This is a genomic window from Thermopolyspora flexuosa (genome assembly GCF_006716785.1).
Classification (GTDB): Bacteria; Actinomycetota; Actinomycetes; order Streptosporangiales; family Streptosporangiaceae; genus Thermopolyspora; species Thermopolyspora flexuosa.
Genome location: NZ_VFPQ01000001.1, coordinates 4621788 through 4646640, shown reverse-complemented (window position 1 = coordinate 4646640; position 24853 = coordinate 4621788). Strand labels below are relative to the sequence as shown.

At 72.1% G+C, this 24853-nt stretch carries 20 protein-coding genes; 5 read left to right on the top strand and 15 right to left on the bottom strand.

Going from position 1 to position 24853, the window contains the following annotated elements:
• Positions 1–152: 152 nt before the first annotated feature.
• The 3 genes from FHX40_RS19870 to FHX40_RS19860 all read right to left on the bottom strand — a co-directional run bounded on the left by FHX40_RS19870 (position 153) and on the right by FHX40_RS19860 (position 4517).
• Positions 153–2426: a hypothetical protein gene (locus FHX40_RS19870; protein WP_142261027.1), complete on the bottom strand. Its 2274-nt coding sequence runs from the start codon at positions 2424–2426 to the stop codon at positions 153–155.
• 537 nt (positions 2427–2963) lie between these two features.
• Positions 2964–3674 carry an ABC transporter ATP-binding protein gene (locus FHX40_RS19865; protein WP_142261026.1) on the bottom strand — a complete coding sequence of 237 codons (711 nt, stop codon included), beginning with the start codon at positions 3672–3674 and terminating at the stop codon, positions 2964–2966.
• Entirely contained in the window at positions 3675–4517 is an 843-nt protein-coding gene (locus FHX40_RS19860) for a lantibiotic immunity ABC transporter MutE/EpiE family permease subunit (RefSeq protein WP_142261025.1), read from the bottom strand. It lies immediately after the preceding gene.
• A gap of 990 nt (positions 4518–5507) precedes the next feature.
• Here FHX40_RS19860 and FHX40_RS19855 point away from each other — a divergent pair.
• Genes FHX40_RS19855 through FHX40_RS19845 form a run of 3 tightly spaced genes read left to right on the top strand, consistent with a single transcriptional unit; the run spans position 5508 to position 6932 of the window.
• On the top strand, positions 5508–6014 hold the full coding sequence (locus tag FHX40_RS19855) for an RNA polymerase sigma factor (RefSeq protein ID WP_229788542.1): 507 nt from the start codon (positions 5508–5510) through the stop codon (positions 6012–6014).
• Complete coding sequence (locus tag FHX40_RS19850) at positions 6004–6231, top strand: hypothetical protein (RefSeq protein ID WP_142261023.1); 228 nt, start codon at positions 6004–6006, stop codon at positions 6229–6231. The genes FHX40_RS19855 and FHX40_RS19850 overlap by 11 nt, the downstream gene beginning before the upstream one ends.
• On the top strand, positions 6207–6932 hold the full coding sequence (locus FHX40_RS19845; RefSeq protein WP_142261022.1) for a hypothetical protein: 726 nt from the start codon (positions 6207–6209) through the stop codon (positions 6930–6932). Before FHX40_RS19850 ends, FHX40_RS19845 begins: the two co-directional genes overlap by 25 nt.
• Positions 6933–7299: 367 nt before the next feature.
• On the opposite strand, the gene FHX40_RS19840 is transcribed toward FHX40_RS19845, so the two are convergent.
• Positions 7300–7815: a methyltransferase family protein gene (locus FHX40_RS19840; protein WP_142261021.1), complete on the bottom strand. Its 516-nt coding sequence runs from the start codon at positions 7813–7815 to the stop codon at positions 7300–7302.
• A gap of 417 nt (positions 7816–8232) precedes the next feature.
• On the opposite strand from FHX40_RS19840, the gene FHX40_RS19835 reads away from it, so the two are divergent.
• Entirely contained in the window at positions 8233–10401 is a 2169-nt protein-coding gene (locus FHX40_RS19835) for an acyl-CoA dehydrogenase family protein (RefSeq protein WP_142261020.1), read from the top strand.
• Between the two features lie 319 nt (positions 10402–10720).
• Here the strand turns inward: FHX40_RS19835 and FHX40_RS19830 are convergent, their stop codons facing one another.
• From FHX40_RS19830 to FHX40_RS19810, 5 genes are all read right to left on the bottom strand, one after another.
• Entirely contained in the window at positions 10721–11158 is a 438-nt protein-coding gene (locus FHX40_RS19830; RefSeq protein WP_142261019.1) for a hypothetical protein, read from the bottom strand.
• Positions 11159–11475: 317 nt separating this feature from the next.
• The gene (locus FHX40_RS19825) at positions 11476–11874 is read right to left on the bottom strand and encodes a mCpol domain-containing protein (RefSeq protein WP_170198897.1); all 399 of its coding nucleotides are present in this window, start codon (positions 11872–11874) and stop codon (positions 11476–11478) included.
• A 204-nt stretch (positions 11875–12078) separates the two neighbouring features.
• The gene (locus FHX40_RS19820; protein ID WP_211350326.1) at positions 12079–13707 is read right to left on the bottom strand and encodes a chromate transporter; all 1629 of its coding nucleotides are present in this window, start codon (positions 13705–13707) and stop codon (positions 12079–12081) included.
• 357 nt (positions 13708–14064) lie between these two features.
• Positions 14065–15186, bottom strand: a complete 1122-nt coding sequence (locus tag FHX40_RS19815; protein WP_142261017.1) for a uroporphyrinogen decarboxylase/cobalamine-independent methonine synthase family protein — start codon at positions 15184–15186, stop codon at positions 14065–14067.
• 171 nt (positions 15187–15357) lie between these two features.
• The gene (locus tag FHX40_RS19810) at positions 15358–16416 is read right to left on the bottom strand and encodes a serine hydrolase (protein WP_211350324.1); all 1059 of its coding nucleotides are present in this window, start codon (positions 16414–16416) and stop codon (positions 15358–15360) included.
• 221 nt (positions 16417–16637) lie between these two features.
• On the opposite strand from FHX40_RS19810, the gene FHX40_RS19805 reads away from it, so the two are divergent.
• Positions 16638–17555: a fumarylacetoacetate hydrolase family protein gene (locus tag FHX40_RS19805; RefSeq protein WP_142261016.1), complete on the top strand. Its 918-nt coding sequence runs from the start codon at positions 16638–16640 to the stop codon at positions 17553–17555.
• Between the two features lie 7 nt (positions 17556–17562).
• Here the strand turns inward: FHX40_RS19805 and clpB are convergent, their stop codons facing one another.
• The 6 genes from clpB to FHX40_RS19775 all read right to left on the bottom strand — a co-directional run bounded on the left by clpB (position 17563) and on the right by FHX40_RS19775 (position 24838).
• On the bottom strand, positions 17563–20181 hold the full coding sequence (clpB, locus tag FHX40_RS19800; RefSeq protein ID WP_142261015.1) for an ATP-dependent chaperone ClpB: 2619 nt from the start codon (positions 20179–20181) through the stop codon (positions 17563–17565).
• 2 nt (positions 20182–20183) lie between these two features.
• Entirely contained in the window at positions 20184–20564 is a 381-nt protein-coding gene (locus FHX40_RS19795; protein WP_142261014.1) for a chaperone modulator CbpM, read from the bottom strand.
• Positions 20561–21502, bottom strand: a complete 942-nt coding sequence (locus tag FHX40_RS19790) for a DnaJ C-terminal domain-containing protein (protein ID WP_142261013.1) — start codon at positions 21500–21502, stop codon at positions 20561–20563. Before FHX40_RS19790 ends, FHX40_RS19795 begins: the two co-directional genes overlap by 4 nt.
• 15 nt (positions 21503–21517) lie before the next feature.
• Positions 21518–22246 (bottom strand): nucleotide exchange factor GrpE, encoded by a 729-nt coding sequence (locus FHX40_RS19785; RefSeq protein ID WP_189136178.1) that lies wholly within the window; start codon positions 22244–22246, stop codon positions 21518–21520.
• A 52-nt stretch (positions 22247–22298) separates the two neighbouring features.
• The gene (gene dnaK, locus FHX40_RS19780) at positions 22299–24197 is read right to left on the bottom strand and encodes a molecular chaperone DnaK (RefSeq protein ID WP_142261012.1); all 1899 of its coding nucleotides are present in this window, start codon (positions 24195–24197) and stop codon (positions 22299–22301) included.
• A 164-nt stretch (positions 24198–24361) separates the two neighbouring features.
• On the bottom strand, positions 24362–24838 hold the full coding sequence (locus FHX40_RS19775; RefSeq protein WP_142261011.1) for a general stress protein: 477 nt from the start codon (positions 24836–24838) through the stop codon (positions 24362–24364).
• Between the last annotated feature and the right edge of the window lie 15 nt (positions 24839–24853).

Genomic DNA, 24853 nt, shown 5'->3' with positions numbered 1-24853 from the left:
GAGGCTGATCAGGGCGGCCGCGATGAGCAGCGCGAAGTACCAGCGGGAGAGGGGCCGCCCGGCCCGGTGTGCGGCTTTCACCCCCGAATGATCTCGATCGGGCCCGCCGGGCGGGAACGGTGTGGCCCGCACCGGCCATCGCCGTACCGTGGTCAGCTGCGGGACCGCTGCCGATAGGTGACGAGCCTGTCGCCCGGCCCCGGGTAGGCCATGATCAGCAGGCGCTGCGTGCCGCGCGGGTCGCCTTTCCGGCGCAGCCACGCGTAGTGCACGCGGATGCGGTAGTGCCCCTTGCGCCTGTTGAGCGATATGTCGGGCAGTCTGGTGCCGCTCACCACGTCCGCGAAGGTCATCCGGCCGGTCGGGCTGTGATAGCCGACCTCGACCACCTCGTGCCAGCCCTTGACCGCTACGGGCGGGCGGCGCGCGTACGTCTCCAGCGTGACGCAGACGCGGGCCTCGGGGCTCACGTGCAGGTGCAGGTGGCCGGGCCCTCCGGTGACCAGGCCGTCCTGCTGGTAGCGGTCGTCACCGGCGTTCGCCGGGGCATCCTCGAACAGGTCCAGGCCCGCCTCGAACCACTGCGGCTCGCTGAGCCGGATCGCCCTGACCGGCCTGATGCGGGGGCGGTGGCGTGGCATGGCGGCGCACTTACGCCGCTCCTCCGCCTCGAGCCGCTCGAGCTCACGCTCGTGTGCGGCGCGTTCGGCTCGCACCGTCGCGTCGGCGGCCGGGCAGATCCCGGCGAGCACCCCGCGCAGCTCGCGGACGTCCACCCCGTGCACCGACCGGATGCGGGCCAGCTCGCGCGGGTCGCCGCGGGTGTAGACGTCGCACAGGCGCCGCCCGTAGGCGAGCACCGCCGGGTCCGGCGCGGTGCCGGCCACTCCGAGCAGCCCGTAGGCGCGTACGGTGCAGATGAAGCCGCGGGCGCCGGCCGGCCCGTCGCGGCCCGTCTCGGGGCCCTGACGCTCGGGCGCGCAGTCCTCCACCGTGGTGACGGGCCCGCGCACGTGGTCGGCGGCGGGCAGGAGGCACAGGGCGGTGAGCGCCCCGGCCGCCCCCGCCGGCACGCGGCGCCGCGGGCGGGCGGCGGGCGGCTTGAGGTACAGCAGGTACAGCGCGAAGGCGGATGCGGCTAGCGCGGCGCTGTACCACAGCGGCGAGATCCCGGACTGCGGCTCGCCGTACCGATTCGGGGGGAACAACCCGTGCGGGTAGAGACGCAGCGTCTCGGCGGGCTCGTGGATCGGCTGCCGGCCCAGGTCGGACTCCGTGGTGACCACCGTGACGAACCCGGCCGCGGTGGCGAGGAGCAGGGCCAGGACGGTGCCGCGCAGCAGCCGCTCGGACCTGCGCACCACCGCGGCCAGCACCAGCAGCGCCGGGGCGCCGACGCCGACGAGCAGGTCCACGGCCTGCCACAGCAGGTAGACCGGCGGGCCGACGAAGTCGCGGAAGAAGCCGGTCACCGCGCCGCGCGGGCCGATCCAGGCCGGCATGCCCTGGGTGAGGTTGACGGCCGCGGGGAGCAGCGGCGGCACCACCGCCGGCGCGGCGAGCGGCCAGGGCCGCCGCGCCGCCCGCGCGGGGACGGCCATCGGGTACGGCCGGCCGGGCGGGCCCGCCAGCTCGTGCGCGGAGCGGGCCGCCCACACGAGCCCGAAGACGCTCAGCACGTCAATGATCAACAGCCACAGGGCGATCGGACTGATCTCGCCGCCGGACGAGACCCACGCGACGCCGTACGCGGGCGACAGGAACACCAGCGACGCCGCGACCGCGCCGGCCCGCACGGTGCCCCGGCTCCACCAGGGATCCCTGGCCTGACCGGCGAGCACCGGGACCAGCCAGGCCAGGTGGAGCAGGTTGCCCGGCGGCAGCCGATCGAGGAGGTCTGGCAGCTCGACCGCCCCCAGGACGGAGGCCACCGAGGAGGCCACGTCGAGGGCGGCCTTCGCCGTTCCCGCCGCGAGGGCGAGGATTCGCAGCCACCGGGGGAGGACGCCGGCGAGGACCGCGAAGAACAGCCACACCACGGCGAGCTGGACCAGGTGGCCGGGCAGGGCGAGCCACCACCACTCGTGGGCGATCGGCAGGCGGAAGATCAGGGCGAAGGCGACGCTCAGATACAGGGCGGCCCGCAGCGGTCCGGCCGCCCCGCCGCCGGCGCTCGGCTCCCCGGCCCGCCTGCCGCGCAGCACCTGCCAGTAGGCCCAGCCCTGCAGCGCCCCGCCCGCCACCAGCAGGAACTCCACCCAGGTGGTGGTGGCGGGGACGGCCGGGTCCGCCCAGGGGCCGACGACGAGCCGCCGCAGCAGCGTGGGGTCGCCGGTGACCAGCGCGACGACACCGGCCGCCACGACCACGGCCGCGTATCCGACGGCGAGCGCCGCCGCGATCCGGCCGAAACGGTAGCGTCGCACGGAATCCTCGGAGAACGGCCGATCTCGACGGAACAGCGGCGTTGATCCCACCGGTGGGCGCCGTATGTCCCGGCAGTGATATCCGAAGGAACCTTACTGGGTTCGTGATCTACGAATCGTCGCGTCGAATCACCCTTCGGCAACGAGAACGACGCCTGGCCGCCCGCCACTGAGCGGCCAGGCATGCATCCGTCGGCGTACCGGACTGTGAGTCACCAAGCGATACGGCGACCGGCGAACCGGATCGACAGGTCGCGCCTCCGCGGACGAGACCGCCGAGTCCCAATCCTCGACGGCGACCACGCAAGGGCCTTTCGTGGCCCTGTCACCATCGACCGGTACGGAAAGTGCCGGAACTCCCGGTCACCGGAATTCGGAGAAGGCAACGGCCGGCCGTTGTCACGCGTGCGATGACGTGCGACTTCGCGGCCATGCGAACCGGCGGAGTCCGGGCCCGTCATGGCCACGCGTCCGGCGGCGGTGGCGATCACGCATCCTTGTGCGTCGGATGCCATGTCGCTTGGCACTCACGCACCATCACCGCACGTCGGACCCTGCCTGCTCGAGCAGGCGGAAGAAACCCTCTTCGAGGTCGCCGTCCACGGCGAGGCCGTGCAGCGGGCCCTCGTACGCGGTCCGACCGGCCACCAGCACACCGACCTGATCACAGACCTGCGAGACCTCCGCCAGCTGGTGACTGGAGATCATGACGGTGGTGCCGGTCTCGGCGAGCGAACGTAACGTGGCCCGCATATCCCTGATCCCGACCGGATCGAGCCCGTTCATCGGCTCGTCGAGCACGACCAGCCGGGGTCGGCCGAGCAGCGCGATGGCGATGCCGAGCCGCCACCGCATGCCGAGGGAGTACTTCGCGACCTTGCGGGACCTCACCTCGGTGAGCTTCACCAGCTCCAGCACCTCGTCGATGCGGCGCTGCGGCACCCCGCGCAGCCGGGCATGGATCCGCAGGTGGGCGACCGCGTCGAGATGCGCCCACAGGCCCGGCGACTCGAGCAGCGCTCCGACCTGGGTCAGCAGCCGCCGTTCGAGGGGCCGCCCGAAGAGGTGGATCCGGCCCGAGTTCGGGCGCCGCAGCCCGGCGACCGACTTCATCAGGGTGGTCTTGCCTGCGCCGTTCGGACCGAGCAGGCCGTAGAGGGAACCCTCCGGCACGGTGAGGTTCGCGCCGTCGAGCGCGCGGAAACCGTCGTAGTGCTTGTGCAGATCCCTGATCTCCAGCGCCGCCACTCAGATCTCCTTCCGCGCCATGTACCGGCCACCGATCACCAGCGTCACGACCGTCGCCGCGACGGAGAGCGCGATGGCCACCGGGATCACCGTCATGTCGCGGAGCGGGCTGTTCGGGTCCAGCGGCAGCCCGTTGGGATAGATCTCCGCGAGGGGGAGGATGACGCGCATCGGCCATGCGGGCGGGAGCGCGTACCAGATCGACTTGTCGGCGATGAGCGCGCCGGCCAGCATCCCGGCCACGCCCCAGGCGATGCCGGGGCCGATGCCCCAGGCGGCGCTGAGGAGGACGGCGATCGCGGTCGCCGCCAGCCCCGCCGCCCACGAGAGGTAGGCGGAACCCAGGATCATCGAGGCGGCGTCGGCGAGCTGCCCGGTGAGCAGCGCACCCCCGGCGAGCATCACGACCAGGATGGTCGCCGACACCAACTGGACGATGGCCAGTGCGGCGACCTTCGCGGTGAAGTATCGCCAGCGCGGGATCGCGTACGAGAACAGGAAGCGCCAGGGCTCGGTGTCGGCGCGTATGGCCAGGGCCGCGATCAGACCGGCGGTCATCGGGATCAGCACGCCCCAGAACTCCAGCGTCACGTTGCTGAAGCTGTCCCAGAGCCGGCCGGAGCGACCCTCCGGAGAAAGGAGCGATCCGGCATAGAGCGGAATCGCGATCACGATCGGCGCCAGCACCGTGTACCAGCCGATGAAGCCGGATCGCAGCCTGACCAGCTCCGTGGAGATCAGGGTGGCCATCGACGGGGAATCGACCGGGCCGGTGACGGAATCCGGTGGTCTCGCGAGGTCCGGGCCGCTGCGTGGCAGGTCGGTCGCGTCTTGGTCGTTCATTCACATCACTCCTTCCCGCCGTACGTAGCGGCCGCGAGCCGAGCGGTTCACCCACGCTTGCGGCTCCTCCCTGTGATCGGCACACGTGCCGTCGGGCCTGCGAGCGCCGTACGGCGAGCGCCTCGGCCGGCCGTACCGCGGCCGGCAGCCCGATCCGCCGTCCGGTCGCCGCGACGCCGCCCATGCGTCGTCCGCCCACGAATCCGCGGCCGTCGCCTCGGCCGTCATCGGTCGTGGCGTTACCGTCACGCACCTCTCCATCGCGGCAACGGCACCGCACCTCCGTACATGAACTGCGAGAGGCGTGCCGCAGGCGCACGGCGGCGCGAGGGGGTCGCCGGGGTCCGGCAAGCCGATGAAAATTGCACGTCAGGTCGGCGCCGGTAGCGAAGTGACAGCGGAGTCCGCAGACCAACCGGGATATGCTCGCCGCTCGGCATCCGGGCGAGGGTGATAGCCGCGTCCGGAATAGCGACTCCCTGATCTCAGCTGCTTTTTCCTGCGTTCCCGTATCGGTTCGTCTTCCGGCCTGCACACGAGGCGACGCCGGGCTACCTCATGGTCAGCGGCGGCGGAACGTACCTTTCCGCGGGGCCCGAGCCCCTGGGTGTATGGCGACCACCCGTGTTCGGCCGATGCCGGCGGTTATTTGCTCGATGGACGGCACTGGTGAGACCGAGGCGATTTTCGGCCGTCGAAGTCATCGGGTTTTCAGGTTCCGGACGGGCGATTATCCATGCGGCTCGGCGCGGCAACTCATTGCGTCGTGTATTGGCCACCGCTAGCGTCGACGGTGATGCGATCGTTTGGCCGGGACGACGTCGGAGCACGCAGGTGTCGCTACGCGGCAGATTCTCCCCCACCGAAACGGCAGGCGACGTCGTATACGAGCGTGCTCAGCGCTCACCCGCGCCAAAAATTTCCGCTGAGGCGTATTCGGACGCCGTACTCATGCGCCGCGTGGCGGCCGGTGAGGAGTGCGCGTTTCGTGTGCTCTACGAGCGCCATGCCGCCGGGATGCTGCGACTGATCCGGCGGCTCACCGCGCGCCTCGAGGTGGCGGAGGAGATCCTCCAGGAGTCCTGGCTGGCGGTGTGGCGCTCGGCGGGCGGTTACCGAGGCGAGGCTTCGGTGCGGGCCTACCTGCTCGGGGTGGCCCGGCGGCAGGCGCACAACCGCCTGCGGCAAACCGAGCCGGTCCTCGTGGAGCTGGAGGACGCCGTGGATCTGCCCGCCGCGGAGCCCGCGGTCGAGGACCAGGTGCTGGCCCGGGCCGGCCGCCGGGAGCTCGTGGCCGCCGTGCTCGAACTGCCCGAGCACCTGCGTGAGGTGCTCGGGCTCGTGCTCGCGGAGGACCTGCCGTATCCCGAGGTGGCTGCGATACTCGGTGTCCCGCCCGGCACGGTCAAAAGCCGCATGTGGACGGCCCGTCGGCTTCTGGCGGCGACCCTGACAAAGGTGACAAAACGGGAAGGGGGGCGGAGTGGTGAACGATGAGGCGCAGGACGCCCTGACGGCCGGGGTCCGGGAGGCCGACGAGCGACTGCTCGGGCCGGTCGTGGTGCCGTCCTACGACGAGCTGCTGAGCGGGCTGCCGGAGATCGCCGCAGGCCGCGCGCGATCCGTGCCCCGTCCTTCGTTCCGGGCGTCCTGGCGGCCGGCGGCCGGGTGGTGGCGCAGGCGCGGCTCATGCCCTGGTCCATCGGCCCGCTGACCGCGGCGGGCCTCGCCGTGGCGGTGCTGCTCGCCCGCGTCGCGCCGACCGTGGGGGCGGTCGTGCAGCTGTTCAGTGCGGTGGTGCCGGTCGTGCTGCTGCTCGGCGCGGTGGCGGCGTGCTCGCACCGGTCCGATCCGCGCCTGGAGCCGCTGTCGGCGATGCCGGTCTCGCCCGCCATGGCGTTCGCCACCGGGCTCGCGCGCGTGCTCGGGATCGACCTCGTGCTCGCGCTGGTGGCCTCGGGCGTCCTCGTGGCGGTGGGCGCGGCGACCGGGCTGGCCGCGGTCGTCGCCGGCCGGCTCGGACGCGCCCTGCCGGCGACGAGCGCGGGCGTGGTCGTCGCGATCTGGCGGTCGCCCGCCTTCAGCACGACGGCGGGAGCGGCAGGTCTGGCTGTTCGGCCGGCTGCCCGGCCCGCGGTGCCGTACCGGCCGGTACCAGCCTGTGGATGCCCGGGTGCGCGCGTCGCTGCTCGCCCTGGCGGTCTGGCTGGCCCGCCGGCCGCGGCTGTCCGGCGTGGGCGCCTGACCCGCGCGAGCGGCCTCCGGGGTGAAGCGACCGGTGGGGGCGGACCGGAGTCTGTGTCGCCGAGCGCGGTACGGCCGGGCCCGACACGAGTTCCGCCACGGCGCCCGCGTCATCACCGGTGGCGAAGTCCCGTACCGCAGGCTCGAGCCACGGCACCGCCTGCGGCGTGAACCCCCGCGCCACCACCCGCCGCGGCACCTGATGCTCCGGCGGGTCGAGTAAGAGCAGTGACCGCACCGGTTACCCGTCCGCTCTCCTGCCGGCGCCCCGTCCCGGGGCCGGCCGGGCGGCCGAGGAGAACGAGGGGAACACGGCCGGCGGCCGGAGGGCGGCAAGCACGTCCGCATGCCGGGCAACTCTTCGTAGCGGCCGAGCTCCAGAACGTGGTGGCACGGATCCGGGTTCCGGTTGGGAGGCGAGGGGAGGAGGAGGGGTTCGGAGCCGAATCGCCGACCAGTCAATTGCCGATGGGGAGACCGGTGGAGGGTGGCATCTGAGGTGGCGGTGTGACCTGTACAGCACGGAATACGGTCGGCGTCACGGTCGCCAGGGGCGCAGGCGCGGCCACCATCCCGGTACGGCCGCGCGGTAGGTCTCGTACTCCTGCCCGAACTGCCTGCGCAGCTGCGGCTCCTCGTAGCCGCGGACGAAGGTGTACATGCAGGCGAACGCGATGGCGGCGTACACCAGCAGCTCCCACCGGCCGAGTAGCAGGGCCTCGCCGATGATCACGGCCAGCACGCCCACGTACATGGGATTCCGCACGTGCCGGTAGAGGCCGGTCACCACCAGGTGCTCGGGTGGCGCGACGGGCGCGGGCGTGCCCAGGCCGTTCACCACGAACCGCACGAACGCGTTGATCACCACGGCGGAGCCCGCCAGGATGAGCGCGATTCCGGCGGCCCGGAGCACGGGCGTCGCCCAGGAGAGCGTTTCGGGCAGCAGGTCGCGGCTCTCCCAGTCAGTGATCAGCCATGGGATCAGGACGGTCACCGTGCCGGGGGCGGCGATGAAGAAGGCGGCGCTTCCGATGGCCGCACGTGTCTTTTTCATGATTCCCCCACTTTGGGGCATACCGGAATCCGCTGTAATTCAACTTACGGTGAAGAGGTTCGGCTCCGGGACCGTCGCGGCAATTCGTGTTCTGCGGTGTCGAACCTTTGAGCTTGTACGGCCACCGCATCGCGGCTGCTGCGCCGTTCCTTCCTGAGCCGGGCGGAGCCGGGCCGGGGTCCCGGACGGCGGTTCGGCTCGGCGCCGCACCATCGGGTCGACGGCGAGGCGGCCGACCGGCGCCGACGCCGGCTGTATCGTGCGACGGCGAATTAGGGATCGCCGTGATCCACGTAATTGGTCACGGCTTTTCCCGCAATGGCTACGCAGCGTGTTATTTCAAGGGCCATAAGTCTCTATTCACGGCGGGCGGGATCGGTACACAAATGAAGGCGCGTGTACCTATCCGGAGGAGCCATGGCCGTCGCCATCAGCGAAGAACACCGCGAACTGGCCTCGATGATCCGTTCGTTTCTGCGCGCGAGGCAGGCGCGCGCCGCGTCACGCGCCCTCCTGGAGGCCGCCGAGGAACGGCCGCCGGAGTTCTGGGCCGAGTTCGCCGACCTCGGCCTGATCGGCCTGCACCTGCCGGAGGAGTACGGCGGGGGCGGTCACGGCCTCCCCGAGCTCGTCGTGGTCGCCGAGGAGCTCGGCAGGGCGGTGGCGCCCGGCCCGTTCCTGCCCACGATGATCGCATCGGCGGTGATCGCCGACTGCGGCACCGCGGCCCAGCGGGCCGCGCACCTGCCCGGCCTGGCCGCCGGAGAGACCCCTGCGGCGCTCGGCCTGTCCGGCTCGCTCACCCTCGCCGCGGAGCCGGACGCCGGGCACGGCGTGGTCACCGGCGACGTCGGCGTGGTCCTGGGCGCCGGACCGGCCCGGCTGCTCGTCCTCGCCGTCGGCGACGACCTGGTGATCCTCGACCGGGGCCGCCCCGGCGTGACCGTGGAGACCCCGCCGAACCTCGACCCCGCCCGCCGTTCCGCCCGGGTCCGCCTGCACGCCGTACCCGTCACCGAGGACGACCTGATCCGCGGCGGCCGCCCCCGCGCCGAGGCGATCGCCCGCACCCTGGTCGCGGCCGAGGCCGTGGGCGGCGCCGCCGAGTGCACCGACATGGCCGTCGGGTACGCCAAGACCCGCACCCAGTTCGCCCGGGCCATCGGGTCCTTCCAGGCGGTCAAGCACCACTGCGCCGACATGCACGTGGCCGCCGAGTCGGCCGCCGCCGCGGTGTGGGACGCGGCCCGCGCCGCCGCCGGCCCGCAGGACCGGTTCGAGCTCGCCGCCGCCGTGGCCCTCGCGCTCGCCGTACCCGCCTTCGCCCGCAACGCCCAGCTCAACATCCAGGTCCACGGGGCGATCGGCCTCACCTGGGAGCACGACGCCCACCTGCTGCTGCGCCGGGCCGCCACCCTCGCGGCCGTCTTCCCCGCGCACGCCGCCGCCGAGGACGTGGTACGGCTCGGCGCCAAGGGCGTGTGCCGCGAAGCCGCACCCGACATCCCGCCCGAGGCCGAGGCGGCCCGCGCCGAGATACGGGCCACCGCCCGCGAGATCGCCGCCCTGCCCGCCGCCGAGCGGCGCCGCAGGCTCGCCGAGACCGGGTACCTGCAGCCGCAGTGGCCCCGGCCGTACGGCCTGGCGGCGAGCGCCGGCCTGCAGCGGGTCATCGACGAGGAGCTCGCCGCCGCTGGCGTGACCCGGCCGCGGCTCGGCCTCACCGGCTGGATCATGCAGGCGCTGATCCGGCACGGCACCCGGGACCAGCTCGACCGCTACCTGCGGCCCGCCCTGCTCGGCGAGGAGACCTGGTGCCAGATGTTCAGCGAGCCCGAGGCCGGTTCCGACGCGGCCGGTGTCCGCACCCGGGCCGTGCGCACCGCGGGCGGCTGGCTGGTCAACGGCCAGAAGGTGTGGACGAGCGGTGCCCACCGCAGCCGCCGCGCCCTCGCCACCGTCCGCACCCACCCGGACGCGCCGAAACACGACGGCATCACCCTGATGATCATCGACCTGGCGGCCCCCGGCGTCGAGGTGCGCCCGATCCGCCGGATCACCGGCGACGCCGAGTTCAACGAGGTCTTCCTCACCGACGTGTTCGTCCCCGACGCCGACGTCGTCGGCGAGCCCGGCCGCGGCTGGCCCATCGCCCGCGAGACCCTCGCCGACGAACGCGTCGCCGTCGGCGCGGGCGACCCCTTCGAGATCACCGACGCCTACACCCGCGACCGGCTCCTCAGCTACGGCGAGCGCATCCCCGGCGGGGCGGCCCGCATCGGCCGCCACCTGGCCGAACGCCACGCCCTGTCCCTCCTCAACCTGCGCCGCGCCATCACCGCCGCACCGCCGGGCCCCCAGGGCAGCGTCACCAAGCTCATCCTCGCCGAACACAACCACGAGACCGCCGCCCTCCTCGCCGACCTCGCCGGTGCCGAGGCCGCCTTCACCGACGGCCCCGGCGCCGCCGCGGCCCTGCAGACCCTCCGCAGCCGCATCATGTCCGTCGCCTGGGGCACCTCCGAGATCCAGCGCAACCTGATCGCCGAACGCATCCTCGGCCTCCCCCGCGACCCGCTCGTCTGACCGCCCCCGGCCGCGGGCTCGTACGGCCCGGCCTAGGCGAGCCAGTGACGCGTGGCGTGTCGCGGCTACGGCCATACGAGCCCGAGCCGAGGGCGCGGGGCGGCGGGTGCTGTTCGACGCCCGCTGGTGTGTGCGCGAAACGTGATGGGCAGGCGGCCGGAGGACGGCCTGTTGACACGTTCAGGCAGCTGCCCCGCACGTAGCGGTGCGGGGCCTTATGAGCAGAGGGCGACGCTCATCACACGGATCATGGCCGTTCTCGGGAGAGCGGAGAGGGTTCCGAGGGTGGAACACGGACGGCAAAGGATCTCGTCTGACGTCAGTGGTTCTCGCGAAGTAATAGGGAGAAGAAGCCGCCGATCGTCGTAATGGTTCCTATGGTGAGGATTGCCTGGTCCAGCCATGTCTCATCGAATAGTATTTCGACCAAGAGGACGAGCGCGGCTACCAGTCCGGTGATGAGCAGTAGTGTTTTTAAGGTGAGGGATCGGGCCAGCATTCGCTTTTGCGCATTCGCGATGTGGCGGCTCTGGCTGAGCGTCCGGTAGGCGAAAACGCTCGGCTTGAGGTTATGGATTAGATCCCGCTCGTCATGCGTAGGCGCTTTGATGAGGTCGAAACTATGAACGCGAGTGCATCCTCGGGAGAGGAGGATCGCCACCACCTCGACGAGTAGGTGCTTTTTAAGTGTGGTGACATCGAAAAAAGCGACCCCTTTGCAACGATCTCTCTTAGCCTGTCGTCGAGGTCCGGCCATTGATCACATCGTTTCGGGTACCGATCGAGTCCAGTTTATTCAACGTTGCGGTATATCGAGCGGACCAGTAGGGGTTCTCTTGGGCGCATCGACGGGAGAGATCCTCAAGTCGATCATGGATTCGCGATGTGATCGATCCTAATCGCCCTTCAAGCTGCTCGCCTGCATACTCATGCTCCTTGATCGCAACAAGGTGCACCGCGGATATGTGGCTGTCGGGTAAGAGAAGGGCGAGAACATTGACATAAGGATCCGGACGCTCCGAGGTGACGAATATGTACAGCTCGTCAGGGTGCTGCTTTACTGCGTTGAACATCTCACAACGGTTGAACGATCTTGTCTTTGCCGAGTAACTTCGCGCGGCGAAGGTTGTGCATGGCCTCCTTCGGTGACCGGCCCAATCCGACGCTCATGGTGTTGCCGGTCATCTCAAGAAATACTCGTTTCACGTTTTCGATATCTGATAGCGCGACTTTGTCGTCCGGCCAGGAAACGAATAGATCATCCCCGCCGAAAATAATGACTTCTACCGGGTGGATGTCCTCTAGTAATGTGCGGGCCTGGGTCAGGGCTTGATTGATTGACAAGCTGTATTGGCGGGCCTCCTCTATCTTGTTGTCCAGTAGCAGTAGCTCCAACCTCGGCCCGATGTCATCACCGTCAAAGTACGCAAAGGTGTCGTGGCCAGACGGTTCGTTGTCGGGTTCATCGTTCATCTGCGTCACGCTCGCTTCTGTCTCGATGAAAGGTGGAAGAGTCTCGGGTGGATCGGGTTTCGGCTCGTGAGGTGGCAGTAGTCGACGAGCGGAGGCGGCGAGGGTGGTCGAACGGATTTTAACGAGTAAGTCTGTGGGCCGACAGGGCCGGCGAGTTTGTTCATCATTGTGATGAACGAAAAGCCTGGCCGTGTACTGGAAGGGTCAGAGAATGAGGGCGCGGACCGCGCCGAGGGCGGCGGCGGCGCCGATGAGCCAGGCGGTGTTGAGGCGGGTGCGCCATTGAAGGAGGAGGGCGAGGACAGCGAGCGCGACGGTGAGGGGGTCGACCAAGGCGTCGCGGGCCAGGTGGAGGGTGACGCCGGTCATGAGGGCGAGGGCGGTGGCGTTGACGCCGTCGAGGAAGGCGGCGGACCAGGTGCGGTTGCGGATGACGTCGATGATGCGGGTGAGGAGGCCGACGAAGACGAAGGACGGCAGGAAGATGGCGATGGTGGCGAGGACGGCGCCGGGGAGGCCCATGACCAGGTAGCCGATGAAGGTGGCGGTGGTGAAGACGGGGCCCGGGGTGACCTGGCCGATGGAGACGGCGTCGAGGAGCTGGGTGTTGGTGATCCACCCGAGGCGCTCGACGAGGTCGCCTTCGAGGAAGGCGAGAAGGACGTAGCCGCTGCCGTACAGGACGGCGCCGATCTTCAAGAAGGTCAGGAAGAGCTGGGCGAGCTGGCCGCCGGTGGGGTCGGGGAAGTACGGGGCGGCGAGCGGGGCCAGGAGCGCGGGGAGGCCGCCGGTGGCGCCCGGTGGGCTCCCGTCCGGATCGTGGTCGTTCGCGTCGGTGCCGCCGCCGTTTCCGTTCGTACGGCGGCCGTTCCCGTCGGGGCCGTCTTCGCCGGTCGCGTTCGTGTCGTGATGGCTCGGGCGGGCCTCCCGGCCCTCGCCGGTGTCCCGATCACTCCCGCTCGGGTCACGGTCGTTCGCGGTGGCACTGCCGCCGTGGCCGTCCGTATGGCGGCTGTTCTCGTCGGTGCCGGAGTCTTTTTGGCCGGAGTCTCGGGTGGTCTCGTCCGTGTGACGGTGGCTTGTGCCTGCCTCGCGCCTGTCGCCGCCGGTGGTCCGGGCGCTCGCGCCGCGTGTGCGGTCACCCGAGGGTGCGTCCTGGTCGCCGTCATCCTCGCCGGGGCCGGCATCGGCCGACCGGCTCGACCGGCCACGCCCGCTTCCGAGGCCGGTGCCGGAACCGCGGCCGAGCCGGCCGGGGAGCCAGGAGGCGCGGGTGCGGACGGCGGTGACGAGGAGGCCGCCGGCGGCGAGTACGGCCAGCTCGTTCACGCCGAGCAGGTAGGCGGCGAGGCCCGCCGCGGCGGCCACGCCGGTCATGCGGTCTTTCACAGCGGTCCGCAGGAGGCCGGCGATCGCCCAGACGACGATGGCCACGACCACGGGCTTGACGGCGTAGAGCAGGCCGGCCACGGCTGGGGTGGTGCCGTAGCGGACGTACGCCCAGGCGAGGGCGGTGACGATCGCGAAGGCCGGGAGGATGAAGCAGACCCCGGCCACGATGAGGCCGCGCGAGCGGGCGCGGTCGTGGCCGAGATGGATGGCGAGCTCGGTCGAGTTCGGGCCGGGGATGAAGTTGACCGCGCCCATCAGGTCGAGGAAGCGCTGGTCGCTCACCCAGCCGCGGCGCCGTACCAGCTCGTCGCGCATGAGCGCCATGTGGGCGGCCGGACCGCCGAAGCCGATCAGGCCCAGCTTGAGGAAGACGGCCGCCACCTCGGCGAGCACCCGCCACCGCGGCCCGGCCGCCGTGCCGCCGTCCGGCGCATCGGTCATCGTGTCCTCCCGCCTGGCACACGCCACCCGTCCCGCAGGACACCTTCCCCTGCGATCAACGCATCGTCGCGCGGAAAGGGGCCCGCAGGCGGCGCCGCCGCAGAACACGGCTTCCGGGGAAGCCGATCCGGCTGAGCTTGGGGAAGGCGGCCGTCACGTCGGCGAGCGCCCGTCAGCGTGGTCCGGCCGCCGTGCCGCCGTCCGGCGCATCGGTCATCGTGTCCTCCCGCCTGGCACACGCCACCCGTCACCGCAGGACACCTTCCCAGCGATCACCGCGCCGTCGCACACGACAGGGCCCGAAGGCCGCGCCGCCGGAGAAACACGGCCTCCGGGCCCGTACGGCGAGGCGCGCGCTCAGCCCCAGGCGCGCTCGGCCGTGGAGACCACGAGCTCGAGCTTGCGGCGCTGGTCGTCGACGGTGAGCAGGTTGCCGAGCGCGGTGGACGCGAAGCCGCACTGCGGGCTGATCGCCAGGTACTCGGGGTCGACGTACCGCGACGCCTCCTCGATCCGGCGCAGCAGGTCGTCCTGGGACTCGAGCACGGGGGTCTTGGACGAGACGAGGCCGAGCACGACCGTGGTGCCCTTCGGCACGAAGCGGAGCGGCTCGAAGCCACCGGCGCGCTCGGAGTCGTACTCGAGCAGGAACCGGTCGACCCCGACCTGGGTGAACAGCTTCTCGGCGATCGGGTCGTAGCCGCCCTCGGACATCCAGGCGCTGCGGTTGTTGCCCCGGCAGATGTGCATGCCGACCGTCACGTCGGGGTTCTTGCGCTTGGCGGCGCGGACCAGCTCGGCGTCGACGGCGACCGTGCGCTCGAGGTGGGTCTGGCGCGCCTTCTCGCTGTCCGTGCCGCCGATCGCCGCCTCGAACCGGCGGTCGATGACCCGGTTGTAGCCGAGCGAGTCGAGCTGGATCCAGGTGACGCCGAGCTCGATGAGCTCCTCGATCTCCTTGATCTGCAGCGGCACCAGGTCCCGCATCATGTCGGCCGGCGTCGGGTAGGTGGGCGGGCTCACGTCCTTGTGCCAGAGCATCGGGCCCATCGACGCGCTCATCATCGTGATCTTGAACTGGCCGGGGGAGTGGCGCAGCAGGAACTCGGCCTCGGCGAGGGTGAGCGTCTTCTTCCGGTAGAGCTTGTCGCGGGCGGCCACCATCTCGAAGTCGGTCTCGTCCTCCGGTGGCTCGCCGTCGTCCCGGTGCCAGATGTGCTTGGGCGCCTCGACCGGCACCACGCCGCCGAGCTGCTCGAGCAGGCCGGCCATCCAGGTGGCGCGCCGTACCTCGCCGTCGGTGAAGATCTGCAGGCCGACCGAGCGCTGCAGCTCGAGCGCGGCGAGCGCGGCCTCGTCCTCCCGGGCCCGCAGCTCCTCGTCGGAGATCTCGCCCCGCTTGTGCGCGGCGCGGGCCTCCAGCAGCGCGGGCGGACGCAGCAGGCTGCCGACGTGCTCAGCGCGACACTTCACCGCCATACCGTCTCCCTCGGTGAACGCCTGACGTGTGCCCGAACCGCACTGGTTCGGGATGTTCGGGGTGGGTTCGGCGACACGCTACAGCGCCGTCCCGAGGGTTGGGAGGTGGGCTTTTGTCCGCATCCGGCCGGTACGGCCGCCCGCCCGGTACGGCCGGGCCGGGCGGTGCGGCTACTCGCGGACGCCCGCCCGGTACACCTCCTTGGTCAGCGCGGTGATCCGGGCCACCGAGCTCTGCCAGGTGGCGCCCCTGGGCTGGGAGGTGAGCACGGCCATGATGAAACGTTCATTTCGCCCGACGAGGCCGGTGGTGTGCAGCACGGGCCGGGTGAAGTCGACCCCGGGCGCCCCCGCGGCCGCCCGCCGCGCGGCGGCCGTCGTGGCCGCGGCGGGGGTGGCCGTCAGCGACGAGGCCCGCGTCCGGGCGCAGGGGACCGGCGGCGTCATGCCGTACCCGGACCAGCCCTGCTTCACCGCCCACGGCCGCGGCGCCGCGTCCGGGATGCCGAAGTACTGGTAGAACCCGTCGGCCCCGCACTTGGTGGCCTTGCGCAGGTTGCCGAGGATGAACGCGCGGTGCGCGGGGTCGGCGCGTTCCAGCAGGTAGCGGTAGATCTTCACCACGTCGGCCGCGCTGATCGCGGTGTAGCCCCAGTACCCGGGCTTGTCGGCGGGCGGCGGCCCGCTGTCGGTGAGCCGCAGCCGCCGCGCCATGCGCTGGATGATCGCCCGCTGGCCGCCCCGCCGCCACAGCGCCGAGGCCGCGTCGTCGTGGCTCGACCGCAGCATCGGCTGCAGCAGCGCCAGATCGCGCTTGGGGATCGCCGACCCGCGCGGCCGGGACTCCAGGTAGTCGAGCGCGATGAGGACCTTCACCACGGAGGCCGACCGGTACCGGGCGTGGGCCCGGTACTGCGCGGTGACCTTGCCGGTCTTGGTGTCGAACACCATGTAGCCGGGGGTGACGCCCTTGGGGATCCGTGGCCGCCGGGTCACCGCCTCGGCCGCGGCCCGCGCGCCCCCGGCCGGCGCGGCGGCGCCCTGCGGCGCACCGCCGCCCGCCGTACCCGGACCGGCCTGCCGTGTCTCCTGCGGCGCGGCGCCGCCCGCGCATCCGGCGGCGGCGAGCATGGCCACGGCGAGCAGGGCGGACGCGACCGGACGGCGCACGCCCCGGGCGGCCCGCCCCATCGCGGGGCCGCCGCGTGATCGCAACGGAGTCAACGGCATCACCCGGACATCCCTAGCACACCTTCGCCCCCTGCCGAGGGCGTACCGGACACGGGCGACGGTGACCGGCGGATCCCCCGGATCCGGGCCGGGCCGTCGCTCGGGCATTCTCCCCCGCCTGACCGGACGTCATACTCGGATGGCCGTTACGCGTGTTATCTAGCGTTATGACGCGTTATGTCACGACGCCACGGAGGCGAGCCGCGACCTAAGGAGTGGAGATGCGTGTCGTGCGATTTATCAGCCCGGCGACCGGCCGCAGCGCGCTCGGCGTCGACGACGGGGAAGTGATCACCGAGCTGTCCGGCCTCACGGGGGTGGCCGACCTGCTGCGGCTCCCGCTCGCCGAGGTGCGCGAGCGGTGCGCCGCCGCCGACGGGCCCCGCCACGAGACCGCGAAGGCGCGGCTGCTGCCCCCGGTCGACGGCCGCATGGAGGTGTGGGCCGCCGGGGTCACCTACGAGCGGTCCCGGGACGCCCGGAAGGTGGAGAGCGAGAAGGCGGCCGACGTCTACGAGCTCGTCTACGACGCCGAGCGGCCCGAGCTGTTCTTCAAGTCCGCGGCCTGGCGGGTGACCGGCGACGGCGAGTCCGTGGCGATCCGTGCCGACTCCGCGGTCGACGTGCCCGAACCCGAGCTCGGCCTCGTGCTCAACCGGCACGCCGAGATCGCCGGCTACACGGTGGTGAACGACATGAGCTCGCGCACCATCGAGGGCGAGAACCCGCTCTATCTGCCGCAGGCCAAGGTGTACCTGGGCGGCTGCGGCGTCGGCCCGGCGATCCGCCCGGCCTGGGAGGTGGCCGACCCGTACGCGCTCGCCATCGAGCTCGTCATCCGCCGCGACGGCGAGGTCGCCTGGTCCGGTACGGCGAGCACGGCCCAGCTCCACCGCAGGCTCGACGACCTCGTGGCGTACCTGTTCCGCGCCGACGTGTTCCCCGACGGTGTGGTGCTCGCCACCGGCACCTGCCTCGTGCCGGACCTGCCGTTCACGCTGCGCCCCGGCGACGAGATCGCGATCACCATCGCCGAGGTGGGCACGCTCACCTCCTCCGTGGTCGAGGGCAAGGAGAACCTCGCCTGGCTCGCCGCGGCCGCCGACGACCCGGCGCGCCGGGCGCCCGGCCTGCCGTGACCGGCGGTCAGTCCTCGAAGTCGGCGAACTCGATGACGAGCTCGCCCTCGGCGACGTCCACGTTGATCACCGAGCCGTCCTGAACCTCACCGGTGAGCAGGGCGCGGCCGACCCGGGTCTCCAGCTCGCGCGCGATGTACCGGCGCAGCGGCCGCGCCCCGTACACCGGGTCGAACCCCTGCCGGGCGATGTAGGCGCGCGCCGCCTGGGTCATCCGCAGCGCGATCCGCCGGTCGGCGAGCCGGCGACGCAGGTCGGCGACCATGAGCTCGACGATCCGCTCGATCTCCGGCTCGGTGAGCGGCTTGAACAGCACGATCTCGTCGACCCGGTTGAGGAACTCCGGCCGGAAGTGCCGCCGCAGCGCGGCCATCACCAGCTCCCGGCCCTCCGGCTTGATCTCGCCGCCCGGCGTGACCCCCTCGAGCAGGTACTCCGACCCGATGTTCGAGGTCATGATGATCACGGTGTTGCGGAAGTCCACGGTACGGCCCTGCGCGTCGGTGAGCCGCCCGTCGTCGAGCACCTGCAGCAGCGCGTTGAACACGTCCGGGTGCGCCTTCTCGATCTCGTCGAACAGCACCACCGAGTACGGCTTGCGCCGCACCGCCTCGGTGAGCTGGCCGCCCTCCTCGTAACCCACGTAGCCGGGCGGCGCGCCGACGAGCCGGCTCACCGTGTGCCGCTCCTGGTACTCGCTCATGTCGAGCCGCACCATGTTGTCCTCGGTGTCGAACAGCGCCGCGGCGAGCGACTTGGCGAGCTCGGTCTTGCCGACCCCGGTGGGCCCGAGGAAGATGAACGACCCGATCGGCCGCCGCGGGTCCTGAACCCCGGCCCGCGCCCGGATGATCGCGTCCGAGACGAGCCGGACCGCCTCGTCCTGGCCGACCACCCGCTGGTGCAGCACCTCGTCGAGCCGCAGCACCTTCTCCCGCTCGCTCTCCTGCAGCCTGCTCACCGGGATGCCGGTCCACCGGGACACGATCTGGGCGATCTCCTCCTCGGTGACCACCTCGCGCAGCAGCCGCCGCCGGCCGAGCCGCGACTCCAGCCGCTCCTCCTCGGCCTCCAGCCGCCGCCGCAGCTCGGGCAACCTGCCGTGGCGCAGCTCGGCGGCGAGGTTGAGGTCGTACTCCCGCTCGGCCACCTCGGCCTGGTGCCGTACCGACTCGATCTCCTGGCGCAGCGCCTGCACCTTGCGCAGCGCGTTCCGCTCGGCCTCCCACTGGGCCCGCATCGAGTTCGCCTCGGCGCGCGCGTCGGCGAGCTCCTTGCGCAGCTCCTCCAGCCGTTCCCGGCTCGCCGGGTCGTCCTCCTTGGCGAGCGCGGCCTCCTCGATCTCCAGCCGGGTGACCCGCCGGGTGAGTTCGTCGAGCTCGGCGGGCATCGAGTCGATCTCGGTGCGCAGCATCGCGCACGCCTCGTCCACCAGGTCGATCGCCTTGTCCGGCAGGTAGCGGTCGGAGATGTACCGGTGGCTGAGCACGACCGCGGCGACGAGCGCGTTGTCCTGGATGCGCACCCCGTGGAACACCTCGAGGCGTTCCCGCAGGCCGCGCAGGATCGAGATGGCGTCCTCCACCGACGGCTCGTCCACCAGCACCGGCTGGAACCGCCGCTCCAGCGCCGCGTCCTTCTCGATGCGCTGCCGGTACTCCTGCACCGTGGTCGCGCCGATCATGTGCAGCTCGCCGCGGGCGAGCATCGGCTTGAGCATGTTGCCCGCGTCCACCGCGCCCTCGGCCGCGCCTGCGCCGACCACGGTGTGCAGCTCGTCGACGAACAGCAGGATTTGCCCGGCGGCGGCCTTCACCTCGTTGAGCACCGCCTTGAGCCGTTCCTCGAACTCGCCTCGGTACTTCGCCCCGGCGACGAGCGCGCCCATGTCGAGGCTGAAGATCGTCTTGTCGCGCAGGCCCTCGGGCACGTCCCCGGCGGCGATGCGCTGGGCGAGGCCCTCGACGATCGCGGTCTTGCCGACGCCGGGGTCGCCGATGAGCACCGGGTTGTTCTTGGTCTTGCGGGACAGGATCTGCACCACGCGGCGGATCTCGGTGTCCCGGCCGATCACCGGGTCGAGCCGCCCCGCGCGGGCGTCCGCCACCAGGTCGCGGCCGTACTTCTCCAGCGCCTCGTACGCCACCTCGGGCATGGCCGAGGTGACCCGCTGGGCGCCGCGGATGCCGGTGAGCGCCTGCAGGAACCGGTCGCGGGTGAGCCCTTCCTCGCGCAGGATGCGCCCGGCCGCGGTCTCCGGCCCCTCCTCGAGCAGCGCCATGAGCAGGTGCTCGACCGACACGTACTCGTCGCGCAGCCGCCGCGCCTCACGGTCGGCCGCATCCAGCAGCCGGGCCACCCGCTGGGTCAGGTAGACCTGGCCGGGCGCCGCGCCCGGCCCGCTCACCCGGGGACGGCGGGACAGCTCGGCCTCCAGCTCGGCCCGCAGCCGCTCCAGGTCGCCGCCCGCCCGTTCGACGACCCGGGGCGCGAGCCCGTCGGCCTGGTCGAGCAGCGCGGCGAGCAGGTGCTCCCCGTCGACCTCGGTGTGCCCGAAGTGCAGCGCCTTCGACTGCGCGTCGTGCAGCGCCTCCTGCGACTTCTGCGTCAGACGGTTCGGATCCACGGTCACCCCCAGGTGCGGTAGGTGTCATCCGGCCTGCGCGCCAGGGGCTGGGGCCGGGTACGGCCGGCCGCGGCGCCCGGCGGCCCGGCGGCGGGGCGGCGGCGCAGCGCGGCCTCGAGTTCGGCGATGCGGTCGAGCAGGTCGATGACGAGCCCGAGCGCGGCGTAGTTGACCGGGAGCGCGGCGCGCAGCCGCTGGATGCGGGCGGCGACCGCGAGCTGGGACCGCGGCAGCCACATCCGCCCGGACCGGTCGGTGAACGCCTCGAGCAGGCCGAGCACCACCAGGCGGCGTACCAGCTCGGGGTGGAGCCCGCAGGCCCGCGCGAACGCGTCCGGGTCCATCAGGTCGGTCCGGGTGATCCGGACCATGCCGAAGCTCATCGCGGCCTCCTCGGGTCGAAGCAGGACACGGACGCGAGCTGCTCGAACAGGCGGCGCTCGGCCTCGGTGGGCTCGGCGGGGACCATGATCCGCACCTCGGCGTAGAGGTCGCCGGGCTCGCCGCGCGGGTTGGGCAGGCCGCGGCCGCGCAGCCGGAGCCGCCGTCCGCTGGAGGTGCCGGGCGGCACCTTCACGCTCGCCGGGCCGGCGGGGGTGTCGAGCGTGACGGTCGCGCCGAGCGCGGCCTCCCACGGCGCCACCGGCAGCCGCACGTGGATGTCGCGCCCGTCCACGCGGTAGCGGGGGTGCTCGGCGAGCCGGACGATCAGGTAGAGGTCGCCGGGCGGGCCGCCGTCGATCCCGGCACCGCCCTGCCCGGAGAGGCGGATGCGCTGGCCGTTCGTCACCCCGGCCGGGATCGTCACGGTGAGCGTGCGCGGGCCGGCCGGGCCACTGACGGTGATCGTGCGCCGCCCGCCCCGGTACGCCTCCTCGACGGTGAGCACGAGCTCGGCCTCCTGGTCGGGGCCGGGGATCGGGCCGTGCGCACGCCCGCCGAAGATGTCGCCGAACAGGTCCTCCAGGTCGATGTCGACCCCGAACCCGCCGAACCCGAACGGGCCGCGGCCGCCCGCCCGGTGCCACCCGGGCCCGCCGCCGTGCCCGGCCCCGGCACCCGCCCGGGCGTACATCTCCGGGTCGATGTCCTCCGGCACCTGCCGGAAGTTCGGCCCGAACGCGTCGTACCGCTTGCGCGTCTTGGGGTCGGACAGCACGTGGTACGCCTCGGAGATCTCCTTGAACCGGTCGGCCGCGCCGGGGTCCTTGTTGACGTCCGGGTGGTACTTGCGGGCGAGCTTGCGGTAGGCGCGCTGGATCTCCTCCTGGGTCGCGGTCCGCGGCACCCCGAGGATCTCGTAGAAGTCACGCTCGGCCATCGGCCCGCCCCGCCGTCACGTCCCGTCCTGCCCGGGATCGGTGGCCACGACCACCATCGCCGGGCGCAGGAAGCGGCCGTCCTCGCCGTAGCCGGGGCGGAGCACCTTGGCGACCGTGCCGGGCTTGGCCGCGGGGTCGGCGACCGTGCCCACGGCCTCGTGGCGGGTGGGGTCGAACGGCGCGCCCTCGTCGTCCTGCCGCGGGAAGCCGAGCCGGGCCATGACGTCGATCGCCTGGGCGCGGATCGCCCGCACGCCCTCGGCCACGGCCGCGGGCTCGGCGTCGGCGTGCTCCAGCGCCCGGTCCAGGTTGTCGATCACCGGCAGGAACTCGGCGGCGACCCGGGCGCGCTCCTCGGCGCGCACCCGCTCCATGTCCCGGAGCATGCGTTTGCGCAGGTTGTCGAGGTCGGCTACGGCCCGCAGCCAGCGGTCCTCGAGCGCGGCGACCTTGGCGTCGAGCTCCGCGACGAGCGGGGACTCCTCGGCCGGTTCCGGCCGGGCGAGCGGCGCGTCGGCCTCCTCGGGCTCGGCCTCAAGGATTTCCGCCTCCGTGACCTCGGGCTCCGGTGGGGAGGGCGGAGCCGGGCGGTCGCGCTCTTCGGGCGCGGCGTGCGGTGCGGCGCCCGGCTCCGGCCCGGCCTGTGGCGGCGCGCCCTCGGGCGGTCCCGTGCCGGGCGGCGGTGCGCCCTGCGCCCGGGCACGCGGGTCGGCGTCGCGGTCCGGTCCGTGGTGTCCAGCCATGATCCGTCCAAAGCTGTGGGGCGGCGCCGGTACGGCACCGCCGTACCTGCGGCTACTCGTCCGAGCTGGTGAACTCGGCGTCGATCACGTCGTCGTCCCCCGGCCGCGGCCCGCCGTTCCCCGTGGCCGGGCCGCCGGGCGGCGGCCCGCCCGCGGCGGGCGAGATCCCGGCGAGGCCGTGGTAGAGCTGCTGCAGCTCGCCGGCGAGGGAACGCAGCCGGTCGAGCGGCGCCTCCTCCTTGATCGCCTGCCGGGCGTCGGCGACGAGCGTGTCCGCGCGGGCCCGCTCGTGTACCGGCACCGCGTCGCCGAGCTCGCGCAGCCGCCGTTCCACCTGGTAGGCGGCGCTGTCGAGGACGTTGCGCGCCTCGATCAGCTCGCGCAGCCGGGCGTCCTCGGCCTGGTGGCGTTCGGCGTCGGCGATCATCCGCTCGATCTCGGCGCGGTCGAGGTTCGAGCTGCCGCTGATGGTGATCCGCTGCTCGGCCCCGGTGTCCTTGTCCTTCGCCGAGACGTCGAGGATGCCGTTGGCGTCGATGTCGAAGGTGACCTCGATCTGCGGCACCCCGCGCGGCGCGGGCCGGATGTTCTCCAGCCGGAACCGGCCGAGCACCCGGTTGTCCGCGGCCCGCTCCCGCTCGCCCTGCAGCACGACCACGTCCACCGCCTGCTGGTTGTCCTCGGCGGTGCTGAAGATCTCGGTACGGCGGGCCGGGATCGTGGTGTTCCGCTCGATGATCTTGGTCATCACCCCGCCCATGGTCTCCACGCCGAGCGAGAGCGGGGTGACGTCGAGCAGCACGACGTCCTTGAGCTCGCCGCGGATCACCGCGGCCTGGATCGCCGCCCCGATCGCCACGACCTCGTCGGGGTTGACCGTCATGTTCGGGTCCTTGCCGCCGGTGAGCCGCCGTACCAGGTTCTGCACGGCGGGCATGCGGGTGGCCCCGCCGACGAGGATCACCTCGTCGATGTCGCTGGCGGTGGTGCGGGCGTCCCGCAGCGCCTGCTCGACCGGGCCGCGGCAGCGTTCCACCAGGTCGGCGGTGATCTGCTCGAACGTGGAGCGCATGAGCGTGGTGTTGAGGTGCTTGGGCCCGGTGGCGTCGGCGGTGATGAACGGCAGGCTCACCTGGGTCTGCGCCACCGACGACAGCTCGACCTTCGCCTTCTCGGCCGCCTCGAACAGCCGCTGCAGCGCCTGCGGGTCCTGCCGCAGGTCGATGCCGTGCTCGCGCTGGAACTCGTCGGCGAGGTAGTCGACGATGCGCCGGTCGAAGTCGTCGCCGCCGAGGTGGGTGTCGCCGCTGGTGGCGCGCACCTCGACCACGCCGTCGCCGATGTCGAGGATGCTCACGTCGAAGGTGCCGCCGCCGAGGTCGAAGACGAGGACGGTCTCGTTCGCCTTCTTGTCGAGCCCGTAGGCGAGCGCGGCCGCGGTCGGCTCGTTGATGATCCGCAGCACCTCCAGGCCGGCGATGCGCCCGGCGTCCTTGGTGGCCTGCCGCTGGGCGTCGTTGAAGTACGCCGGGACGGTGATCACCGCCTCGGTGACCTTCTCGCCGAGGAACCGGGAGGCGTCGGCCACGAGCTTGCGCAGCACGAGCGCGGAGATCTCCTCCGGTGCGTACTTCCGCCCGCGGATGTCGAACCGTACCGACCCGTCGGGCCCCTCGACCACGTCGAACGACACCGCGTTGCGCTCGCTGGCGATCTCGTCGAAGCGCCGCCCGATGAACCGCTTGGCCGAGTAGACGGTGCCCTTCGGGTTGAGGATCGCCTGCCGCCGGGCGAGCTGCCCGACCAGCCGTTCCCCCTGCTCGGTGAACGCGACCACCGACGGGGTGGTGCGCGCCCCCTCCGCGTTCGGCACCACGGTCGCGTGGCCGTCCTCGGTCGCGGCGATCACGGAGTTCGTCGTACCGAGATCGATGCCGACTGCTCTGGCCATCGTCCTCCCCCTCGTTGCCTCGCGGTGCGGCCGCCCCTTCGCCGGTGTCCTGGTGTCCGTCCGGTACGGCCCGGCCGCCCGCACCGGCCCCGGTGCCGGAGACGGGGCGGCGGGCGACCGGGGTCTGCGTGATCACGGCACGCGCGGGCCGTGATCCGGACTGGTCAGCCGCCGCGCAGCCCGGTCAGCAGCTCGTGGGCCCTCGCCACCTGGTCGTTCTGCACGAGCACCTCGTACCGCTCGGCGGCGAGCGAGCTGGTGGACACGAAGTCGCGCTCGCCGCCGGTCATCGCGTGCGAGATCAGGCCGAAGATCGCCCCGGCGATCGCACCCCAGACCAGGCCCCACAGCACGAGGGCGACCAGCGGGAGGGGCCCCCGGGTGAAGAGCCCGAGGAACAGGCCGAGCAGCAGGCCGAACCAGGCCCCGCCGACCGCGCCCCGCGCCGCCGCCCGCAGGTAGGTGAGGCGTCCCAGGACGCGTTCGACGGTGCGCAGGTCGACCCCCATGATCAGGGTCCCGGCGACGGGGAACCCGTGGTCGGACAGGTAGTCCACCGCCCGCTGCGCCTGCGCGTAGCTGCGGTAGGTCTCGACGGGCTGGTAGTTCTGCAGGATGGCGTCGATCGACGGCGCGGGCATGGCTTCTCCTCTGTC